The following is a 20,734-nucleotide window of genomic DNA, read 5'->3' as shown; positions in this document are numbered from 1 at the left end:
TAGCAGGCTGTGAAAGGATTATGAGAGGATAAAGAATGGATAATAATTTTAGATCAGGCTTTGTTGCGATCATCGGAAGACCGAATGTTGGAAAATCCACGCTGATGAACCATCTTATCGGACAGAAGATCGCCATCACATCAAACAAGCCACAGACAACCAGAAACAAGATACAGACTGTGTATACCTGTGATGAGGGACAGATCGTATTTTTGGACACACCGGGTATCCACAAGGCAAAAAACAAGCTTGGAGAATACATGGTACAGGTTGCGGAGAGAACCCTGAAGGAAGTAGATGCCATTATGTGGCTGGTGGAGCCATCCACATTCGTAGGTGCGGGAGAGCGCCACATTGCCGAGCAGCTGCAGAAGGTTGGAGTTCCAGTGATTCTCATCATCAACAAGATCGATACGGTAAAAAAAGAAGAGCTTCTTCCTGCGATCGATACCTACCGTAAGATCTGTGATTTTGCAGAGATCATTCCTTGCTCTGCCCTCCGCGGAAAAAACACACAGGATATCATTCCAAGTATTTTCAAATATCTTCCGTACGGACCGATGTTCTATGATGAAGATACAGTTACCGACCAGCCTCAGCGCCAGATCGCCGCAGAGATCATCCGTGAGAAGGCTCTGCATGCACTGGATGAGGAGATCCCTCACGGTATCGCCGTTGCCATCGACCGGATGAAGAAACGTCCGGGAAGAAGCAACATCATAGATATTGATGCGACCATCATCTGCGAGCGTAATTCCCATAAAGGCATCATCATCGGAAAACAGGGTGCCATGCTGAAAAAGATCGGAAGCAATGCCCGCTATGAGCTGGAGCGTATGCTGGAAGCAAAGGTAAACCTAAAGCTCTGGGTCAAGGTGACTAAGAACTGGAGAGACAGTGATTTCCTGATCAAGAACTTTGGATATGATAAGAAAGAAATCTGAAAATGAGTGATCTGATTACCGTACAGGGAGTGGTACTTTCTGCCATGCCGGTAGGGGATTATGACAAGCGGATCGTCCTTCTCACAAGAGAGAGGGGGAAGATCTCCGCTTTTGCCAAGGGAGCGAGACGGCAGAACAGTCCGTTCATGGCAGCAGCTAACCCGTTTGTATTTGGAAGCTTTACTCTTTATGAGGGAAGGACAAGTTATAATCTCAATCAGGTCAGCGTACAGCATCATTTTGTGGAGCTGGCCACCCGGCAGCCGGGGGTTTACTATGGATATTATTTTCTGGAGCTGGCAGATTATTTTGGCAAAGAGGGAACGGATGAGAAGGAGATGATGAATCTTCTCTATGTGACCATCAAAGCCATTTTGAATCCTCATATAGAAGACCGGCTGGTGCGCTGTATCTATGAACTGCGGACTATGGTGATCCAGGGCGTGATGCCGCAGCTGTTCCAGTGTGCGGGCTGCGGGAGAGAGCTTACGGAGGAAGAAACCGGAGAACTTTTTTTCTCCCAGGGCGAGCATGGGATCCTGTGTGCGGACTGCAGCAGGATGGCCATGGACAGGAAACGAATCTCAGCGGCTGCCCTGTATGCCATGCGCTACATAGCCGTGTCCCCCCTGGCAAAGCTGTATACGTTTACAGTGCGGGATGATGTGCTGCGGGAACTGGAACGCCACATTTACCGGTATACGGAGCTGAATACAGACAAGCGGTTTAAAAGTCTGGAGATCCTGGAATTGATGAGATAGATCACTGCCGGCTGCGGAATAACCGTAACGATTTATTTTTCAAAAGCAGGACAGGATGCAATGCAAATGGAAATATCCTTGAAAAATCATGAGGATACTAGTATAATAAGACCAAAAATGTAAAAAAGCAGCTTTTTCCGGAGCTTTCCGGACGCATTTGGCGAAACAGCTGCAAGTCAAGAGGAGAGAAATCATGGAAAAGACAATGGAAAAGATCGTAGCTCTTGCAAAAGCCAGAGGATTTGTTTACCCGGGTTCCGAGATCTACGGCGGCCTGGCAAACACATGGGATTATGGAAATCTCGGTGTAGAGCTTAAAAATAACGTAAAACGTGCATGGTGGCAGAAATTCATTCAGGAGTCTCCGTACAATGTAGGTGTTGACTGTGCGATCCTTATGAACCCGCAGACATGGATCGCTTCCGGACATCTTGGCGGATTTTCTGATCCTCTTATGGACTGTAAAGAGTGCCACGAGCGTTTCCGTGCAGATAAGCTCATTGAGGACTTTTGTGCAGAGCATGACATTGCCATTGAGGGAAGCGTAGATGCATGGTCCCAGGAGAAGATGATGGACTTCATCAAAGAACACGAGGTAGGATGTCCGAGCTGTGGTAAACACAACTTCACAGATATCCGTCAGTTCAACCTGATGTTCAAGACATTCCAGGGTGTTACCGAAGATGCCAAGAATACTGTATATTTAAGACCGGAGACTGCACAGGGTATTTTCGTAAACTTCAAGAACGTACAGAGAACATCTCGTAAAAAGATCCCGTTTGGTATCGGCCAGATCGGTAAATCCTTCCGTAACGAGATCACACCGGGTAACTTCACATTCCGTACCCGTGAGTTCGAGCAGATGGAGCTTGAGTTCTTCTGCGAGCCGGATACAGATCTTGAGTGGTTTGCATACTGGAAGAAGTTCTGCCTTGACTGGCTGAGTGCTCTCGGACTTAAGGATGATGAGGTTCGTTACCGTGACCATGATAAGGAAGAGCTGAGCTTCTACAGCAAGGCTACCACAGATGTGGAATTCCTTTTTCCATTCGGATGGGGTGAGCTCTGGGGAATCGCTGACAGAACAGATTATGACCTGACACAGCATCAGAATGTATCCGGCCAGGATCTCACATACTTTGATGATGAGAAGAAACAGAAATATATCCCATACGTTATCGAGCCATCACTTGGAGCAGACCGTATGGTACTTGCTTTCCTCTGCAGCGCTTACGATGAGGAAGTTCTGGATGAAGAGAAGAACGATGTCCGTACAGTCCTTCATTTCCATCCGGTACTTGCACCGGTTAAGATCGGTGTGCTTCCGCTTTCCAAGAAGCTTAACGAGGGTGCTGAGAAGATCTACCAGCAGCTTTCCAAGAAGTACAACTGTGAGTACGATGACCGTGGAAATATCGGTAAACGTTACCGCAGACAGGATGAGATCGGTACTCCGTTCTGTATCACTTATGACTTCGAGTCTGAGAATGACGGTGCAGTTACAGTCCGTGACCGTGACACTATGGAGCAGGTACGTGTGAAGATCGATGAGCTTGATGCATACTTTGCTGATAAATTTACATTTTAAGTAAATACATTTTTTAATAAAAAACCTCCGGCTATTTTCTGGCCGGAGGCTTTTTTTCAATAAGTCTGTTTTTCATCCGCCAGTTTCTTGGCGACATTCCGTATACATTTTTGAAAGCCCGGGAAAAATGCAGCTGATTGGGATATCCGACTGCATTTCCGATATCTGCGATAGACAGGGCTGTGATCTTAAGAAGTTCTGCAGCTTTGGTCATGCGATAGCTGATCAGGAATTCCTGGGGAGAACGTCCGATGGTGTCGTGGAAGATCTTACCGAAGTAGCTTCGGTTCAGGCCGCAGCAGGCTGCGATATCCTCAATGGAAATATCATTTTGGAAATTCTGTTCAATAAAAGAGAGCGCCTCCTTGATATAAAAATCACGGATACTTCCATCCTGTTTCATGCGGACAGTTTCAGTAGAGCGCATAAAGTAATCCAGAAAAAGCCAGGTATGTCCGATAAGATGAAAGGGTGATTCCTGGGAATTATGGCTGATATAAAGCATTTCCTCCATCATTTTCTGGCGGAGATCTGCAGAGTGGCTGTGATAGACCGGATGGTCCGGACTTAAACCTGCAGTTTCCACGATCTCTTTTGCCCGGAGCCCGTCAAATTCCACCCAGGTGTACTCCCATGGAAAGTCGGTATCTGCAATGTAGGTGTTGATCTGACCGGGAAAAAGCATGAAACCCTGGCCGCTTTTTACCTGATAGGTGATGGTCTCTCCTGCGGAATTGTCTGCCATCAGAGTTCCGGTACCGGAGATCACATAATGAAAAATATAATGGTTTCGTGCGGCCGGGCCGAATGAATGTGCCGGAGCGCAGTGCTCCCAGCCGTATTGGTATAGTCCGATATCAACAAAGTTTTCATTTGGAAAAACGGAGAAGAGAAGGTCATTCATATTTTTATCCTTTAGGCGTATGATTTTGTCTGGTTTCAGTAACATTATATATTAAAACAGCAGGGAACTTCAACATATGTATAAAAATGCAATTACAAAAACAGCCTGTAAAATATACTAAAAAGAGGAGGATAATCGATAAAACTTTGTGAGAAAATTAAGTTTCTCGAGAAACTTGTTGATTTTCGATAAATTCGGAATATACTAATTTTAGATAAAAGTAGTGATATAGGCGTAAAATATATCAAAATGCTAGATGACTTTAATGAAGACAGAGAAAAATTGCATTTTGGTATAAAACAAGAAAAACACTGCTATTTATGCAAGCATAAAGCTATGTTAAAATAGCTTTCAGAAAAAAGAAACCAGAGAATAAGTATTGGAGAGCCCGGATAGCCATATCAGTTAAATGGGTGATATCCGACTTATCAAATAAAAGGAAAAGGAAGGAGCATTACAAGATGCGCAACAGAAGTAAATGGATCCTCTGTATGGGACTTGCCTTTACCATGGCAGCTTCCGTTACATTGAGCGGATGCGGCACAGGTAAAAAGGACAGCGGAAAGACAGAGATCGAACTTGTGCAGTATAAACCGGAAGCGGTTAAGGCATTTGAAAAACTGGAAGAAAAATTCAATGCCACTCATGATGATATCCATCTTACCATCGAATCACCAAACGATGCTATGACTGTATTGAAGACAAGATTTATCCGTGAGGATAATCCGGATATCATTGGAATCGGAGGCGATGTTAACTTTTCCAATTTTATTGATTCTGATATGCTGATGGATATTTCCGATTATCAGGGACTGGATTCGATCAAAGATGCATATAAAGAAATTGATAAAGCGCTGGAATTCGTTCCGGAAGACGGAGTCTATGCGGTTCCTTACGTGGCCAATGCCGCCGGAATCCTTTACAATCGTGAGCTTTTCAAGGAGCATGGCTGGCAGATCCCGACTACATGGGATGAATTTATGAGCCTTTGCCAGGAAATTCAGGATGCAGGTATCCAGCCGCTTTATTTCGGATTTAAAGATACCTGGACCTGTCTTGCACCGTGGAATTCTATTGCGGTAGATCTTGCACCAGCCGATGTATGCCGCCAGGTAAACCAGGGAAACACTACTTTTGCAAAAGAGTATAAGGAAGTAGCAGACCGTATGCTGGAGCTTATCCAGTATGGACCGGATGATCCCTTTGCCTATGATTACAATGGAGCCTGCACCGCTTTTGCAAAAGGGGAGGCTGCCATGTATCCCATCGGAAGCTATGCGATCCCGCAGATCCAGAGTGTAAATCCGGATATGGATATTGATTCTTTTGTAACACCGGCAAGCAATGATCCGTCAGAAAACAAACTGAATTCCGGAGTTGACCTTCAGTTCTGTGTGATGGATGACTGTGAGAATAAGGAAGCTGCATATGAAGTGCTGGATTTCCTTCTTGAGGATGAGAATATACAGACATATCTGGATGACCAGAAGGCAGTTCCCTGTAAAGAGGGTGATTTCACACTTCCCTCTACGCTGGATGGTATGAAGGAATACATAGAAGAGGGAAGGATGGCCGACTACCAGGATCATTATTATCCTACAGAGATGGCTGTGGATGCACAGATCCAGACCTTCCTGATGAAAAAGGATAAAGATGCATTCCTGAAAAAATTTGATACAGACTGGACAAGATATAACCGTGACATTATCCGTAAAGTACAGGACTATGAGGAGAAGAACGGGGAAGGAGAGAACTGATCATGGGAAAAAAATCTATGAGTGGAAGAAAGCTGACCTTTCTTCTGATCACCATTCCGATCGTGGCATTATTTTTCTGCTTTAACACACTGCCTCTGATCAAGGGTGTGATCTACAGCTTTACGAACTTTAAAGGCTATGGAAGCTATGACTGGGTAGGACTTCGAAACTATAAGGATCTTTTTACAGACAGCCGTGTTGGCGGTTCCTATCTGTTTACCTTTAAGCTGGCCATCGTGGCAACTATCGTAACGAATGTACTCAGCCTGATCCTGGCACTTGGACTGAACAGCAAGATCCGTTTCAAGAGTGCAATGCGTGGAGCTTATTTTATTCCTAATGTACTTGGCGCACTGGTCGTAGGATATATTTTCAATTATTTCTTTACATATATCCTGCCTGCATTCGGAAAGATGATCGGAAATAAAACATTGTCTTCCAGCATGCTTTCCAGTACGAGCCTTGCATGGGTAGCCATCGTGATCGTTTGTGCATGGCAGTCCATCGCAATGAATACCATTATCTATATTTCGGGCCTCCAGACAGTGCCGGAGGATGTATACGAGGCAGGAGCTATTGACGGTGCTACCGGATTCAGTAAGTTCCGTTACCTGACATTCCCGCTGATCGTTCCGTTTTTCAGCATCAACATGGTTCTCTGTGTGAAAAACTTCCTGATGGTATTTGATCAGATCATGGCTTTGACAAAGGGTGGTCCTGCACAGAGTACAGAATCCATTTCCTATCTGATCTATAACAATGGTATGAGTGGCGGTCAGTTTGGATTCCAGAGTGCCAATGCGGTTATATTCTTTATTGTGATCGTGATCATTTCTGCAGTGCAGTTGACTATCACAGGGAAAAAGGAGGAGCAGCTGTAATGAAAACGAAAGTAAGAGAAAAAGCGAACTGGCCGGTAACGATCCTTCTGATCCTTGGCCTTATCACAGTGGTATTTCCGCTTTATATGACAATTGTGATCGCATTCAAGCAGCCGACAGAGATGACCAACAGTGTAGCCGGGATCCTGTCTCTGCCAGAGAAATTCAGTCTTGCCAATTTCAGGGAAGCTATGGAGGTAACAGACTTCTGGCATTCTCTTGGAAACAGTGTATTGATCACTGTGATCACAGTGGTTCTTGCTATTGTAATTCATTCACTTTTAGGTTATGCTATAGCCAGAAACAAGAGAAGTAAATTTTATAAATTTATCTATCTCTATGTAGTGAGCGGTATGTTTGTTCCGTTTGCTATCCTGATGATGCCGCTTGTAAAGCAGACTGCTGAGATGGGCCTTGATAACAAAGTCGGTGTGATCATTCTTTACACGGTATTTTATATGCCTATGAACGTGCTTCTTTATTCCGGATATCTGACAAACATTCCAATGGCCCTTGAGGAGGCTGCCTGTGTGGATGGAGCCAGCACCTGGAAAACATATTGGAAGATCATCTTTCCGATCATGAAGCCGATGCATGCCACAGTGGCAGTTCTGACAGCACTTGGAACCTGGAATGATGTTATGACTCCATTGGTTATCATGTCCGGATCTACGGGTGGAACCACATTGCCTCTGGCACAGCTGAATTTCCAGACTCAGTTCGGAACAAACTATAACCTTGCGTTTGCCTCTTATCTGCTGGCACTGCTTCCGATCCTTCTGTTTTATCTGATCTGCCAGAAGCATATTTTAAATGGTGTTGTAAACGGTGCCGTAAAATAAAAACACAAGAAAAAGGAGGATTCACATATGGGAATCATCTACTGCGAGAAAGACAGAACGTTTACCCTGCAGACAAAAGAAACTACATATCAGATGCAGGTGGATCAGTACGGATTTCTTCTTCATCTCTATTATGGTAAAAAGGCAGAAGGCTGCATGGATTATCTTCTGACCTACTATGACAGAGGATTTTCCGGAAATCCCTATGATGCGGGAACAGACAGAACCTATTCCATGGACTCTCTTCCACAGGAGCTTTCCTGCTACGGAAACGGAGATTTCCGCAGTGCATCACTGATGCTGGAAAACGGTGACGGAAGCATGAGCTGTGATATGCGTTACAAGAACTATACTATCCGTGACGGTAAATACAGCCTTCCGGGGCTTCCGGCGGTTTATGCAGATAATGATGAGGCACAGACTCTGGAGATCGTACTGGAGGATCCGGCTACTGGCGTGGAGGCCATGCTTCTTTACGGTGTACTTCCGGAACTGGATATCATTACAAGAAGCGTCTATATCCGCAATCAGAGCAGTGAGAAGATCTATGTGAACAAGGTGATGTCCGCAGAACTGGATTTTCTTTACGGAGATTATGACCTGCTTACTTTTTACGGAAGACATGCCATGGAGCGGAATCTGCAGAGAGTACCGGTGGCTCATGGAAGTCAGATGATCGGCAGTGTCCGTGGCACATCCAGCCATCAGTATAATCCGATGATGATCCTGGCAGAGAAGGACACAACAGAGGATCATGGAGGCTGCTATGCTATGTCCTTTGTATATAGTGGAAATTTCCAGGGTGAGGTTCTTAAAGATCAGTACAATCAGACAAGAATGCTCCTTGGTGTACAGGAGGAGTGCTTCCGGTATCCGCTGGAAGCCGGGGAGACCTTCTATGCACCTGAGGTGATCTTAAGCTACACAGATCAGGGAATGAACCGTCTTTCCCAGAATCTGCACAGCTGCATCCGTCATCATATCTGCCGTGGTAAATATAAGACAGAGGTTCGTCCGGTGCTGGTAAACAGCTGGGAGGCAGCATATTTTGATTTTACAGGGGAGACTTTATATAATCTGGCAAAAGAGGCAAGGAGCCTTGGTATCGATATGCTGGTTCTGGATGACGGCTGGTTTGGAAAACGTGACGATGACAACAGTGGTCTTGGGGACTGGTATGTCAATGAGAAGAAGCTTGGAGAGACTCTCGGCGGACTGGTAAAAAGAGTCAATGACCTCGGAGTGAAATTCGGTATCTGGATCGAGCCAGAGATGATCTCTGAGGACAGTGATCTTTACCGCGAGCATCCGGACTGGGCACTTACGATTCCGGGAAGAAAACCAGTGAGATCCAGAAATCAGCTGGTACTTGATTTTTCCAGAAAAGAAGTTGTAGACGGAATCTTCGGACAGATCAGTGCGGTATTGGATAATGCCAATATTGAGTACGTTAAATGGGACATGAATCGAAGCCTGATGGATGTATTTTCCGTAATGACCAAGGATCAGGGACGTGTAATGTATGATTATGTCCTGGGATTGTACGATTTTCTGGACCGTATGGTGAACCGTTATCCGGATCTTCTGATCGAGGGCTGCAGCGGCGGCGGCGGAAGATTTGACGCAGGTATGCTGTATTACACACCGCAGATCTGGTGCAGCGACAACTCTGATGCTATTGACAGGCTTCGGATCCAGTATGGCACTTCCTTCGGATATCCGGTATCGGCCATGGGAGCACATGTATCTGCAGTGCCGAACCATCAGACAGGAAGGATCACTCCGTTACATACCAGAGGTGTGGTTGCTATGTCCGGAACCTTCGGCTACGAGCTGGATCTTCTGAAGCTGACTGAGGAAGAAAAAGATGAGGTCCGCAGCCAGATCGGGGAATTCCGTAAATATGCGCCACTGATCCAGAACGGACGGTACTATCGCCTGACAGATCCGTTTAAGAGTGAGGTCTGTGCATGGGAAATCGTTGGAAATTCTCAGGAAGAAGTTCTGCTCAATGTTGTCATGGAGGAGATCCATGGAAATATGACTGTGAATTATGTGCAGCTTCGCGGCCTTGATGAGAGTGCACTTTATAAGGAACAGACTACCGGCAGAATCTATTCCGGAGCTGCTCTGATGCATGGTGGAATGCCGCTTCCTGCAGAGTTTGGGGAGTACAGAGCTTATCAGTATCATTTTGTGAGAGAATAAGAGCGTATTGAGACAGTAAGATAAATAAAAGGATCCGTCATACAGACAGCTGAAAAAGCCGATGTATGGCGGATCTTTTTTTATCATAGCTCAGTGTACGGTGATCTGATAGCTCTTGATAAATTCCTCATCCGGTTTCAGCACATTGATATTTGCTTTTTCGGAAAGAGGCTTTTCAAAACCACAGTCATCACAGCGTCCCATCCACGGCTCCAGGCATACGAAGGGAGCACCGGGTACGGACCAGATACCGAAATTCGGGAAGCCCTCACTGGTAAGTGTCAGATATGGAGTTCCGTCCGGGAAGAGGATACCGGCCTTTTGGATCTGGCCGTTATCAAAAACAAGAGCGTCTTTATCAAACATGTGAGGAGCAATGGAACAGGTTCCGTTTTCAAGGGAAAGTGTATGTGGCTCGTCAGCAAGGACTGTTCCTACAGACGTATCGATAAGGAGATAGGTAAGAGTGTCCAGGCCTTCAAAAGCAAGACGGTAATCACTCTGGGATTCGCCTTCACGTACCGGAACACGGAATGCCGGATGGCCGCCGATGGTAAAATACATAGTTTCAGAATCATTATTAACTACTTCCCAGCATACTTCCAGGTCGTGCTTCTTCAGAGTGTAGGTGATCTTCAGAGCGAAAGCAAACGGATAAACATTCAGGGTTTCTTCAGAGGACTTAAGGACAAAGGAAAGGGAAGTATCGGTGATATCCGTGCAGATAAAATCGCTGTCTCTTGCAAAGCCGTGCTGGCTGGAAGGATATTCCTTTCCGTTCAGACGCCAGATATCTTTGTAGTTACGTCCCACGTTGGGAAAAAGTACAGGCGCATGGCGTTTCCAGTAAGCCGGATCTGCCTGCCAGAGGATCTCCCTGTCATTAGTCTTGTCATAGATGCCGGTGAGTTCAGCACCGTGATCGGAAACGGAAATCTTAAGAAAGCTATTTTCAATCGTTCGTGTCATGATAAACCTCCTGTATGACAGCATTCGGGTAATATTACCTCGGAATTGCTGCATGTTTTTTTCTATTTTAGCACATTTTTCAGATGATAACGAGAAAAATACAATCTGTGAAAAATATAACTGGAAAATCTGTCATATTTCACAAGAGAAATTACTGTTTTTTGGAAGAATAACCTTGACTAATGAAGGATAAATCTATAAAATAATTATGTGCGTAGAAAACATACATTTTTTATGTTTTAAAGAACAATAATTAGGAGGAAAATGTAAAATGGCAAAATGGGTTTACATGTTTACAGAAGGTAATGCTACTATGAGAAATCTTCTGGGCGGCAAAGGTGCCAACCTTGCTGAGATGACAAACCTCGGTCTTCCTGTACCGCAGGGCTTCACAATCACAACAGAGGCCTGCACACAGTACTACGAGGATGGCAGATCCATCAACGATGAGATCATGGCTCAGATCATGGAAGCAATTACCAAGATGGAAGGAGTTACCGGTAAGAAATTCGGTGACAAAGAAAATCCTCTGCTTGTATCCGTTCGTTCTGGTGCGAGAGCATCTATGCCAGGTATGATGGATACAATCCTCAACCTTGGTTTAAATGAAGAAGTTGTTAACACTCTTGCTGAGAAATCCGGCAATGAGCGTTGGGCTTGGGACTGCTACAGAAGATTCATCCAGATGTACTCTGACGTAGTTATGGAAGTTGGTAAGAAATACTTCGAGGAGCTCATCGATGAGATGAAGACTAAGAGAGGTGTTAAGCAGGACGTTGAGCTTACAGCTGCTGACCTGCATGAGCTTGCTGACCAGTTCAAAGCTGAGTATAAATCCAAAATCGGTTCTGATTTCCCAACTGATCCGAAGGAGCAGCTGGTAGGCGCAATCAAAGCCGTATTCCGTTCCTGGGACAACCCACGTGCGAACGTATATCGTCGTGACAATGATATCCCATATTCCTGGGGTACAGCTGTTAACGTACAGATGATGGCATTCGGTAACATGGGTGATGACTGTGGTACAGGTGTTGCCTTCACACGTGACCCTGCTACAGGTGCTAACGGTCTGTTCGGTGAGTTCCTTACCAATGCACAGGGCGAGGACGTAGTTGCTGGTGTTCGTACACCTATGCACATCTCCGAGATGGAGCAGAAGTTCCCGGAAGCATTCGTACAGTTCAAACAGGTTTGCGAGACTCTTGAGAAACATTACAGAGACATGCAGGATATGGAGTTTACTGTAGAGCATGGTAAACTGTATATGCTTCAGACACGTAATGGTAAGAGAACTGCACAGGCTGCTCTTAAGATCGCTTGTGACCTCGTTGATGAGGGAATGAGAACTGAGGAAGAGGCTGTTGCAATGATCGATCCTCGTAACCTTGATACACTTCTTCATCCGCAGTTCGATGCAGCTGCTCTTAAAGCTGCTACACCGATGGGTAAAGGTCTTGGTGCTTCTCCAGGAGCTGCTTGCGGTAAGATCGTATTCTCTGCAGAGGACGCTGTTGAGTGGGCTGCAAGAGGAGAGAAAGTTGTTCTTGTTCGTCTTGAGACATCCCCAGAGGATATCACAGGTATGAAAGCTGCTCAGGGTATCCTGACAGTTCGTGGTGGTATGACATCTCACGCAGCTGTAGTTGCTCGTGGTATGGGATCCTGCTGTGTATCCGGATGCGGCGATATCGCTATGGATGAGGAGAACAAGAAATTCACACTTGCTGGTAAAGAGTTCCATGAAGGAGATGCAATCTCCATTGATGGTACAACAGGTAACATCTATGACGGACTTATCCCGACTGTAGATGCTAAGATCGCTGGTGAGTTCGGACGTATCATGGGATGGGCTGACAAGTACAGAACAATGAAAGTTCGTACAAACGCTGATACTCCTGCTGATGCTAAGAAAGCTCGTGAGCTTGGTGCAGAGGGAATTGGTCTTTGCCGTACAGAGCATATGTTCTTTGAGGGCAACAGAATCGATGCATTCCGTGAGATGATCTGCTCTGAGACAGTAGAGGAGAGAGAAGCAGCACTTGCTAAGATCCTTCCGGAGCAGCAGGGAGACTTCGAGAAACTCTATGAGGCACTTGAAGGAAATCCTGTAACAATTCGTTTCCTTGATCCGCCACTTCATGAGTTCGTTCCTACAGAGGAAGAGGACATCAAGAAACTGGCTGATGCTCAGGGCAAGACTGTAGAGCAGATCAAGACAATCATCGCTTCCCTTCACGAGTTCAACCCGATGATGGGACATCGTGGATGCCGTCTTGCTGTTACTTATCCAGAGATTGCTAAGATGCAGACAAGCGCTGTTATCCGTGCAGCTATCAACGTTAAGAAGAATCATCCGGATTGGAACATCAAACCGGAGATCATGATTCCGCTTGTTGGTGACATCAAAGAGCTTAAATATGTTAAGAAATTCGTTGTAGAGACAGCAGATGCTGAGATCAAAGCAGCAGGTTCTGACCTTGAGTACGAGGTTGGTACTATGATCGAGATCCCGAGAGCAGCTCTTACAGCTGATGATATCGCTAAAGAGGCTGACTTCTTCTGCTTCGGTACAAACGACCTTACACAGATGACATACGGATTCTCCCGTGATGATGCTGGTAAGTTTCTTAACGCATACTATGATGCTAAGATCTTCGAGAACGATCCATTTGCTAAGCTTGACCAGACAGGTGTCGGCAAACTTATGAAGATGGCTATCGAGCTTGGAAAACCGGTTAACCCGAAACTTCACGTAGGTATCTGCGGTGAGCACGGTGGAGATCCGTCTTCCGTAGAGTTCTGCAACGAGATCGGACTTGACTATGTATCCTGCTCACCGTTCCGTGTACCGATCGCTCGTCTTGCAGCAGCACAGGCAGCAATCGCTAAGAAGAACGCATAAGTAAGAATACATTTCAGGCTGAAGTTTCAGTCTGAGCATATATAAAGCTTCTGGCAGTCTGTAGAAATACAGATTGTCAGAGGCTTTTTTTCTTTATGATATTTTTTGAAGTATTCCGACGGTTTACGAAAAATAGGATTCATGGTATCATGAAAGAAACAGGGCAGATAAAGCCGGAGGATAAGGAGAATTTTATGAATCAGGAATCACAGACACCTCATAAGAGACGTGTACGATATAAAGGAAAATATCCGAAGAAATTCGAGGAGAAATATAAAGAGCTTCAGCCTGAAAAGTATAAGGATACCATTGAACATGTGATCAGCAAGGGAAACACACCGGCTGGAATGCATATTTCCATTATGGTAAAAGAGATCATTGATTTTTTGGAGATTAGGCCGGGACAGGTTGGATTTGATGCTACACTTGGTTACGGTGGGCATACAAAGGCCATGCTGGAATGTCTGAGAGGTCAGGGACACATGTACGCCACGGATGTGGACCCGGAAGAATCTGCCAAGACAAGAAAACGTCTGGCAGAGCAGGGATTCGGAGAAGATATCCTGACAATTAAACTCCAGAATTTCTGCACCATTGATGAGATCGCAGAGGAAGTTGGAGGCTTTGATTTTATCCTTGCGGATCTTGGGGTGTCTTCTATGCAGATCGACAATCCCAAGAGAGGGTTTTCCTTTAAGGTGGATGGTCCTCTGGATTTAAGGCTGAACCAGGAAACCGGGATCAGCGCAGCACAGCGTCTGGATACCATTTCAAGAGAAGAGCTTGCCGGAATGCTGGATGAGAATTCCGATGAGCCGTACTGTGAGGAGATCGCGAAGGCCATCACAGATGAGATCCGAAGAGGAAACCACATAGATACCACTACGAAGCTTCGTGAAGTCATTGAGAAGACATTGTCTTTCCTTCCTGAAAAAGAGAGGAAAGACACGGTGAAAAAAACATGCCAGAGAGTTTTCCAGGCACTGCGTATTGATGTGAACCGGGAATTCGAGGTCCTCTATGATTTTATGGAAAAACTTCCCGGAGCGCTGAAGCCAGGCGGCCGTGTAGCAATCCTTACCTTCCATTCCGGAGAGGACAAGCTGGTAAAGAAAGCCTTAAAGCAGGGCTATAAAGACGGCATCTATTCCGACTATTCAAAAGATGTGATCCGTCCTTCCGCACAGGAATGTGCACAGAATGGGCGCGCCAGATCCACGAAGATGCGCTGGGCTGTGAAGGCCTGAGTGAAGAGTGAAAGAGCAGTTCTGATACAAATACAGAAACAGAAAAATCCTGGAATGCGTTGACATTCGGGATTTTTTTTGCTATGTTATATAAGTTTACATATGATAAAGCTACGGCTTAAACTGAATAGGAGAAAGGGTATGGATGTGGAGGAAAAGAAGGACATTTTTGATAAACTGATGCATCTTCCGGTGCTGAATATATTTGAACCTTTTTATAAGAAACATAAGGAAGTTCTGATGTATCTGTTCTTTGGAGGGCTCACATTTTTTCTGAACATTGCATTGTATGCATGGCTGGATAAGGGCCTGGGCATGAATGCGCTGATTGCCAATGTGATCTGCTGGGTGGTCTGCGTACTGTTCCAGTATTTTACAAACAGGACATGGGTATTCGACGGGCAGGTGGATTCCGCCGCCGGATTTTTAAAGCAGATGGCTTCGTTTTTCGGAGGACGGCTCTTTACTCTGATTGTGGAGGAAGCAATCCTTGCGGTATTTATCACCTGGCTTGGATTTAACAGCATGGCAGTGAAACTTGTTGCTCAGGTGGTTGTGATCGTATTGAATTATGTGATCAGTAAATTGATTGTTTTTAAAAAATAAAAGATAGTTATATTTGTGGAAAAGGAGTTGGACTGAAATTGACAAAGGACAAGACCAATGATATGACCGTGGGAAATCCGGTGAGCCTGATCATCCGCTTTATGATTCCCATGTGTCTCGGAAATATTTTTCAGCAGTTTTATAACATTGCGGATTCCATTGTTGCGGGGCAGTTCCTGGGAGTAGATGCGCTGGCTGCAATCGGAAGCACCGGTTCACTGATGTTTTTTGTTACCGGATGGCTTAACGGACTGAGCAGTGGCTTTGCCATTCTGGTATCCCAGTGGTTCGGGGCGAAGCAATATGATAAGATGCGTCATTACGTAGCTATGTCCATTTATCTGGCAGCAGCCTTTGCCATTGTGATGACCATTGGCTTTGAGGCTTTGAATGAACCGATTCTGCGGCTGATGAATTCACCGGAGGATCTGATGGGATCTGTGAAGGGATATATGGGAATTATTTATGCAGGCCTGATTGTAACAGCGGCATATAATTCACTGGCAGCGTTTCTCCGTGCACTTGGAGATTCAAAATCTCCGCTGTATTTTCTGATCATTTCGGCAGTGATCAATGTGTTCCTGGATATTCTGTTTATTGTAAAAATCGGGATGGGAGTGGAAGGCTGTGCCTATGCTACGGTTATCGCGCAGGCAATTTCCGCAGTCTGCTGCCTGATCTATATTATCAAAAAGTTCCCGATCCTGCATCTGAAGAAAGAAAACTTTGAAGTTTCTTTTACCAGCTTCCGTTATCTGCTGGCCCTTGGTATTCCCATGGGACTTCAGTTTTCCATCACAGCGATCGGAACCATTATTGTGCAGGGTGCGGTAAATATTTACGGTTCTGTATATATGGCAGGATTTTCCGCTGCGGGAAAAATACAGAATATTATTGCAACTGTATTTGTAGCTTTTGGTGCGACGATGGCAACCTATGTAGGACAGAACCGGGGCGCCGGAAAGATGGACCGTGTAAAAGCAGGAATGAAATATACCCAGATCATGATCCTGATCTGGAGTGTGATCACTATGATCATTATGTTCTTTTTCGGAAAGTACATGACCTGGTTATTTATTGACAAATCCCAGACGGATGTTATTAATGTTTCTGTTACTTATTTTCATACGGTATTCTGGGCATATCCGTTCCTTGGAAGTATCTTTCTCTACAGAAACGGACTTCAGGGACTGGGATATGGCTTGGTTCCCATGCTGGGCGGTGTGTTTGAACTGGCGGCAAGAAGTGCGATCGTTATGTTTGTTGCAGGAAAAACAAGTTTTGCAGGTGTATGTCTGGCAGATCCTGCCGCATGGATCGCAGCGCTGATCCCTCTGATCCCGTATTATATTTATGTGATGAAAAAGTGGAGCAGGGGAAAAAAGGAAACTACTGCCTGAGTGGGTATAATACAGAAAATGAAAAGAATAAATTTAGGCTTGCAATTATGGAAGATACAGTTATAATGATATTATAACTGCGGAAAAAACCAGGAAACCAGGAAACCGGGATTCCGGGTAAGATTACAGATCCAGAAGGGAGAATATAGATCATGGAAATCACAAAGGAAACAACAATGGGCGAGATGCTTGCATACGATGAGAAGATCGCATACATTCTTATGCAGGAAGGAATGCACTGCATCGGCTGTCCGTCTTCTATTGGTGAGTCTCTTGAGGAGGCATGTATGGTACACGGACTTGATGTAAACGCTGTACTGGCAGACATCCATCATTATGAGGAAACCAAGAAGCAGAAATAATCAGCAGTACAATTTATATTAGAACGTACAGATTACGGACCGCAAGGGGATAACGACTGTGCATGTCTTTTTGGCATGCCGTCGTTATCCCTTTTTTTGTGAGCAGACGATAAAGAGAGTCTTAAATATCTGCTTGATATGGAGGAAAAAAGCATGTATGTGATGATCGATAATTTCGATTCATTTGTTTATAATCTCAAGGCATATTTTCAGGAGCTTGGAAGAGAGATCCTGGTCAGACGCTGCGACGAGATCACCCTGGAGGAGCTGGAAGAGCTGAACCCGGAAGGAATCATCCTTTCTCCGGGACCGAAGCGTCCCTGGGATGCGAAGCTCTGCGTAGATACTGTAAAAAGATTTCAGGGGAGGATTCCTGTTCTTGGTGTCTGTCTGGGCCATCAGGTGATTGGCCACTGTGCGGGAGCAGTAGTGGAAAAGGGCGTGTGTCCCATGCACGGAAAAGTAACAGAGATCCGCAACCACGGAACAGGAGTGTTTGCAGGCCTGCCTGAGAAATACAAGGTGACAAGATACCATTCCCTGATCGTGCGGGAAGACAGCATTCCGGAGGAGTATCAGGTGGATGCGCTTTCTGATGATGGTGCTGTTATGGGAATTTCCCATAAAGCATTGCCTATCTATGGTGTGCAATTCCATCCGGAAGCCGTTCTTACGGAATATGGACATGAGCTTCTTGAGAATTTTTGCAGGATCGCGGAGAATTTTCAGAAGGAGGAGTAAAAATATGTACAAAAATCAGCGAAGAATAAAAGAACTGACCCCATATATCCCGGCAGTGGACATTTTTCGGATCTACGAGGGAGAACCCGGAGCAGCGTTTCTGGATTCCTCCCTTGTCAATGAGCTGGGACATTATTCCGTGATCGGAAGATGTCCGTATCTGAAGCTGGTAAAGGACGGAGAGAACTTTACTATCAACGGAAGGCCGGAAACAGAAACAACCTTTGAAGACTATATGCGGGAATATTTAAATACCCATGAAGACAAAAATAACAGCGGACTTCCCATCGTATCCGGTGCAGTAGGATATTTTTCCTATGATTACGGAAGAAAACAGATGGGAGTACCATCCGGAGAAAAGGATCTTGTGACTGTTCCGGAGGCAGTTCTGACGTTTTATGACTGTTTTATCATAGAAGACTGTCAGGAAAAAAGAACCTATCTTGTGTCAAACGGAATCAGTGCAGACGCTGCAGCAGAAATCAGAGCGATGGAAAAAGCAATCCGGGAATTTACAGAGGCGGGGAAACAGGAAGGATCGGAAACAGGGGAAAAAAAGGAATCCGGAAACAAGATGGTCACGGAAAATTCTCACCGTGAGAAATTCAGGATCCAGGTTCATCCCAACTTTGAGAAAGAAGAATACAAACAGGCAGTAGATCGGATGATCCGCTATATTATAGAGGGCGATATCTATATTGCCAATATGACGCAGCAGCTGACCATTGAAAGCGAAAAACCACCTCTGGATGTTTTTTATGATCTTCGGAAAAATAATCCGTCTCCTTTCGGCGGATATCTGGATTTCGGAGATTATCAGATCGTCTGTGCATCTCCGGAACGTTTTCTGAAGATGAAAGACCGTCATGTAAATACCCGTCCTATAAAGGGAACAAGAAAACGTGGCGTAACATCTGAGGAAGATGAAATGCTCCGTCGGGAGCTTCAGGATTCCGGAAAAGATAAGAGTGAACTTCTTATGATCGTAGACCTGGAGCGAAATGATCTGAACCGGGTATGTACACCGGGAAGCGTGAAGGTAACCGAGCTTTTTACAGTGGAAGCATACGCTACGGTTTTTCATCTGGTATCGGATATTGAAGGAAAACTGGAAGAAGGAAAAAATGTCATGGATCTTCTGGAGGCTGCATTCCCCGGCGGTTCTATTACCGGTGCGCCGAAATACCGTGCCATGGAGATCATTGACGAGCTGGAACACGGAAAGAGAAATCTTTATACAGGCTCTATCGGCTACCTGACACTGGACGGAAGCTGCGATTTCAATATTGTGATCCGTACAGCCCTTCATAAAGACGGAAAATATCACCTTGGTGTCGGCGGCGGGATCACAGCAGAGTCAGATCTGGAATTTGAGTATGAGGAAACTCTGCAGAAGGCGAAAGCAATCCTGGATGCACTGCAGTAGAGAAACATACAGAACGGTAAAAGTGAAAGGCTCTGTGGACAGATCAGAGAATCTGACAGGGACACTTCATAAGGAGGTCAAAGGAAATGAACAACATAACCTTAGACGAATGTTTTCAGTTCGGTCTGGGAGCGTTTGAGACCATAGGAATAGAGCAGGGAATCCCCATACTTTTGGAAAAGCATCTGAAAAGACTGGAACGAGCGGCAGATTTCCTGAAGCTGGGTGATCCGGCAGTACGTGGGATCACAGCCGGGAGGATCGAAGAATATCTGGAAGAACAAAAAAAACGCCCGGAGGTGCAGAAAGAATTTGACGGACTGGAACACTGTGCGCTGAAGCTTATGCTTACAAAGGAAAATGCAGTGTATTCTCTTCGTGCCAATCATTATACGCCGGAGAATTATGAAAAAGGCTTTATCATGGATGTCAGCAAGGTAAAACGAAATGAAACATCACCTCTTGTATATCACAAAACCATGAATTACGGAGATTGTATCCTGGAAAAACGAAATGCTACAGCAGCAGGAATGGATGAACGGTTGTTTCTGAATACAAAGAAACAGATATCGGAAGGGACAGTAAGTAATGTATTCTTTGTGCGAAAAGGCGTGATCTATACACCAAAAGTCAGCTGCGGACTTCTTCCGGGAATCCTCCGTGAATATCTCTGTGACACGGAAGCGGTGGAAGAAACCTATATCTATGTTCAGGATCTTAAATGGTATCAGGAATGCTTTGTCACAAATTCCCTGATGGGAATCATGCCGGTGCGTCAGATCGGAGGAATCCAGTTTGAGGAAGACAAAGTGACAAGGGAGCTGATGAGAAGATATCGGAAGATGGTCAGAGATACTGCGAATAAGAAACAAATCAGATAAATGTTATTGCGAAACTATCACATTCAGGAAAGGTGATGGAATGTGAAGATCCGGTTTTCCGGGAAATATACCTGAGGATGGAGGTAATATAAACAGGAATTTGTAATGGTACATAGATTTATAACGGAATTTGAATGAAAGTGACCAATACAGTCAGAGATAAGCGTGCATTAACCAGGGAAAGCTAAGGTTGATGCACGTTTTTTGTGCAAACTCAACCAAAAACGTTCATGAATTTTGTGAAGTAATTTGATTGACTTTGAATGAATTTGGAAGTATACTGAGTTCAACAAATGAAAAACAACAAAAAGCGGT

The 20,734-nt window shown here is 45.0% G+C and carries 17 protein-coding genes; 15 read left to right on the top strand and 2 right to left on the bottom strand.

The window, feature by feature from the left end; genetic code table 11:
• The first annotated feature begins 35 nt into the window (after positions 1–35).
• The 3 genes from era to ABCM67_RS02360 all read left to right on the top strand — a co-directional run bounded on the left by era (position 36) and on the right by ABCM67_RS02360 (position 3,293).
• Entirely contained in the window at positions 36–944 is a 909-nt protein-coding gene (gene era / locus ABCM67_RS02370) for a GTPase Era (RefSeq protein ID WP_015525809.1), read from the top strand.
• A gap of 2 nt (positions 945–946) precedes the next feature.
• Entirely contained in the window at positions 947–1,705 is a 759-nt protein-coding gene (gene recO / locus ABCM67_RS02365; protein WP_118752444.1) for a DNA repair protein RecO, read from the top strand.
• Positions 1,706–1,898: 193 nt separating this feature from the next.
• Positions 1,899–3,293, top strand: coding sequence for a glycine--tRNA ligase (locus tag ABCM67_RS02360; RefSeq protein ID WP_092069375.1), 1,395 nt, complete (start codon positions 1,899–1,901; stop codon positions 3,291–3,293).
• 31 nt (positions 3,294–3,324) lie between these two features.
• Here ABCM67_RS02360 and ABCM67_RS02355 read toward each other — a convergent pair whose 3' ends face one another.
• Positions 3,325–4,197 carry an AraC family transcriptional regulator gene (locus ABCM67_RS02355; RefSeq protein ID WP_022426301.1) on the bottom strand — a complete coding sequence of 291 codons (873 nt, stop codon included), beginning with the start codon at positions 4,195–4,197 and terminating at the stop codon, positions 3,325–3,327.
• A gap of 461 nt (positions 4,198–4,658) precedes the next feature.
• Here ABCM67_RS02355 and ABCM67_RS02350 point away from each other — a divergent pair, with 461 nt between their 5' ends.
• The 4 genes from ABCM67_RS02350 to ABCM67_RS02335 are packed head-to-tail and all read left to right on the top strand — an operon-like array spanning position 4,659 to position 9,885.
• Positions 4,659–5,954, top strand: coding sequence for an extracellular solute-binding protein (locus tag ABCM67_RS02350; RefSeq protein WP_015525814.1), 1,296 nt, complete (start codon positions 4,659–4,661; stop codon positions 5,952–5,954).
• 2 nt (positions 5,955–5,956) lie between these two features.
• Positions 5,957–6,835 (top strand): sugar ABC transporter permease, encoded by an 879-nt coding sequence (locus tag ABCM67_RS02345; protein ID WP_092069381.1) that lies wholly within the window; start codon positions 5,957–5,959, stop codon positions 6,833–6,835.
• A complete protein-coding gene (locus ABCM67_RS02340) occupies positions 6,835–7,677 on the top strand; it encodes a carbohydrate ABC transporter permease (RefSeq protein WP_015525816.1) in 843 nt (280 codons plus the stop codon). The genes ABCM67_RS02345 and ABCM67_RS02340 overlap by 1 nt, the downstream gene beginning before the upstream one ends.
• A gap of 27 nt (positions 7,678–7,704) precedes the next feature.
• On the top strand, positions 7,705–9,885 hold the full coding sequence (locus ABCM67_RS02335) for an alpha-galactosidase (RefSeq protein WP_110101999.1): 2,181 nt from the start codon (positions 7,705–7,707) through the stop codon (positions 9,883–9,885).
• A 90-nt stretch (positions 9,886–9,975) separates the two neighbouring features.
• Here ABCM67_RS02335 and ABCM67_RS02330 read toward each other — a convergent pair whose 3' ends face one another.
• Positions 9,976–10,854, bottom strand: coding sequence for an aldose 1-epimerase family protein (locus tag ABCM67_RS02330; RefSeq protein ID WP_015525818.1), 879 nt, complete (start codon positions 10,852–10,854; stop codon positions 9,976–9,978).
• 271 nt (positions 10,855–11,125) lie between these two features.
• Here ABCM67_RS02330 and ppdK point away from each other — a divergent pair, with 271 nt between their 5' ends.
• From ppdK to ABCM67_RS02290, 8 genes are all read left to right on the top strand, one after another.
• A complete protein-coding gene (gene ppdK / locus ABCM67_RS02325) occupies positions 11,126–13,756 on the top strand; it encodes a pyruvate, phosphate dikinase (RefSeq protein WP_118513621.1) in 2,631 nt (876 codons plus the stop codon).
• Positions 13,757–13,950: 194 nt separating this feature from the next.
• On the top strand, positions 13,951–15,003 hold the full coding sequence (gene rsmH / locus ABCM67_RS02320; protein ID WP_129974628.1) for a 16S rRNA (cytosine(1402)-N(4))-methyltransferase RsmH: 1,053 nt from the start codon (positions 13,951–13,953) through the stop codon (positions 15,001–15,003).
• Between the two features lie 141 nt (positions 15,004–15,144).
• On the top strand, positions 15,145–15,609 hold the full coding sequence (locus tag ABCM67_RS02315) for a GtrA family protein (protein ID WP_015525821.1): 465 nt from the start codon (positions 15,145–15,147) through the stop codon (positions 15,607–15,609).
• A 62-nt stretch (positions 15,610–15,671) separates the two neighbouring features.
• Positions 15,672–17,009, top strand: coding sequence for an MATE family efflux transporter (locus ABCM67_RS02310; protein WP_342992471.1), 1,338 nt, complete (start codon positions 15,672–15,674; stop codon positions 17,007–17,009).
• Between the two features lie 152 nt (positions 17,010–17,161).
• Entirely contained in the window at positions 17,162–17,371 is a 210-nt protein-coding gene (locus tag ABCM67_RS02305; protein WP_021650997.1) for a DUF1858 domain-containing protein, read from the top strand.
• A 153-nt stretch (positions 17,372–17,524) separates the two neighbouring features.
• On the top strand, positions 17,525–18,112 hold the full coding sequence (locus ABCM67_RS02300; protein ID WP_147603659.1) for an aminodeoxychorismate/anthranilate synthase component II: 588 nt from the start codon (positions 17,525–17,527) through the stop codon (positions 18,110–18,112).
• Between the two features lie 4 nt (positions 18,113–18,116).
• The gene (gene pabB / locus ABCM67_RS02295) at positions 18,117–19,538 is read left to right on the top strand and encodes an aminodeoxychorismate synthase component I (RefSeq protein ID WP_021650995.1); all 1,422 of its coding nucleotides are present in this window, start codon (positions 18,117–18,119) and stop codon (positions 19,536–19,538) included.
• Positions 19,539–19,624: 86 nt separating this feature from the next.
• Positions 19,625–20,419: an aminotransferase class IV gene (locus ABCM67_RS02290; protein WP_147603660.1), complete on the top strand. Its 795-nt coding sequence runs from the start codon at positions 19,625–19,627 to the stop codon at positions 20,417–20,419.
• The last annotated feature ends 315 nt before the right edge of the window (positions 20,420–20,734 follow it).

The sequence above is a fragment of the Blautia sp. 2227st1_G12_2227SCRN_220401 genome (assembly GCF_039062885.1).
Lineage (GTDB): Bacteria > Bacillota > Clostridia > Lachnospirales > Lachnospiraceae > Blautia_A > Blautia_A fusiformis.
This window is presented reverse-complemented; position numbering and strand designations above follow the sequence as displayed.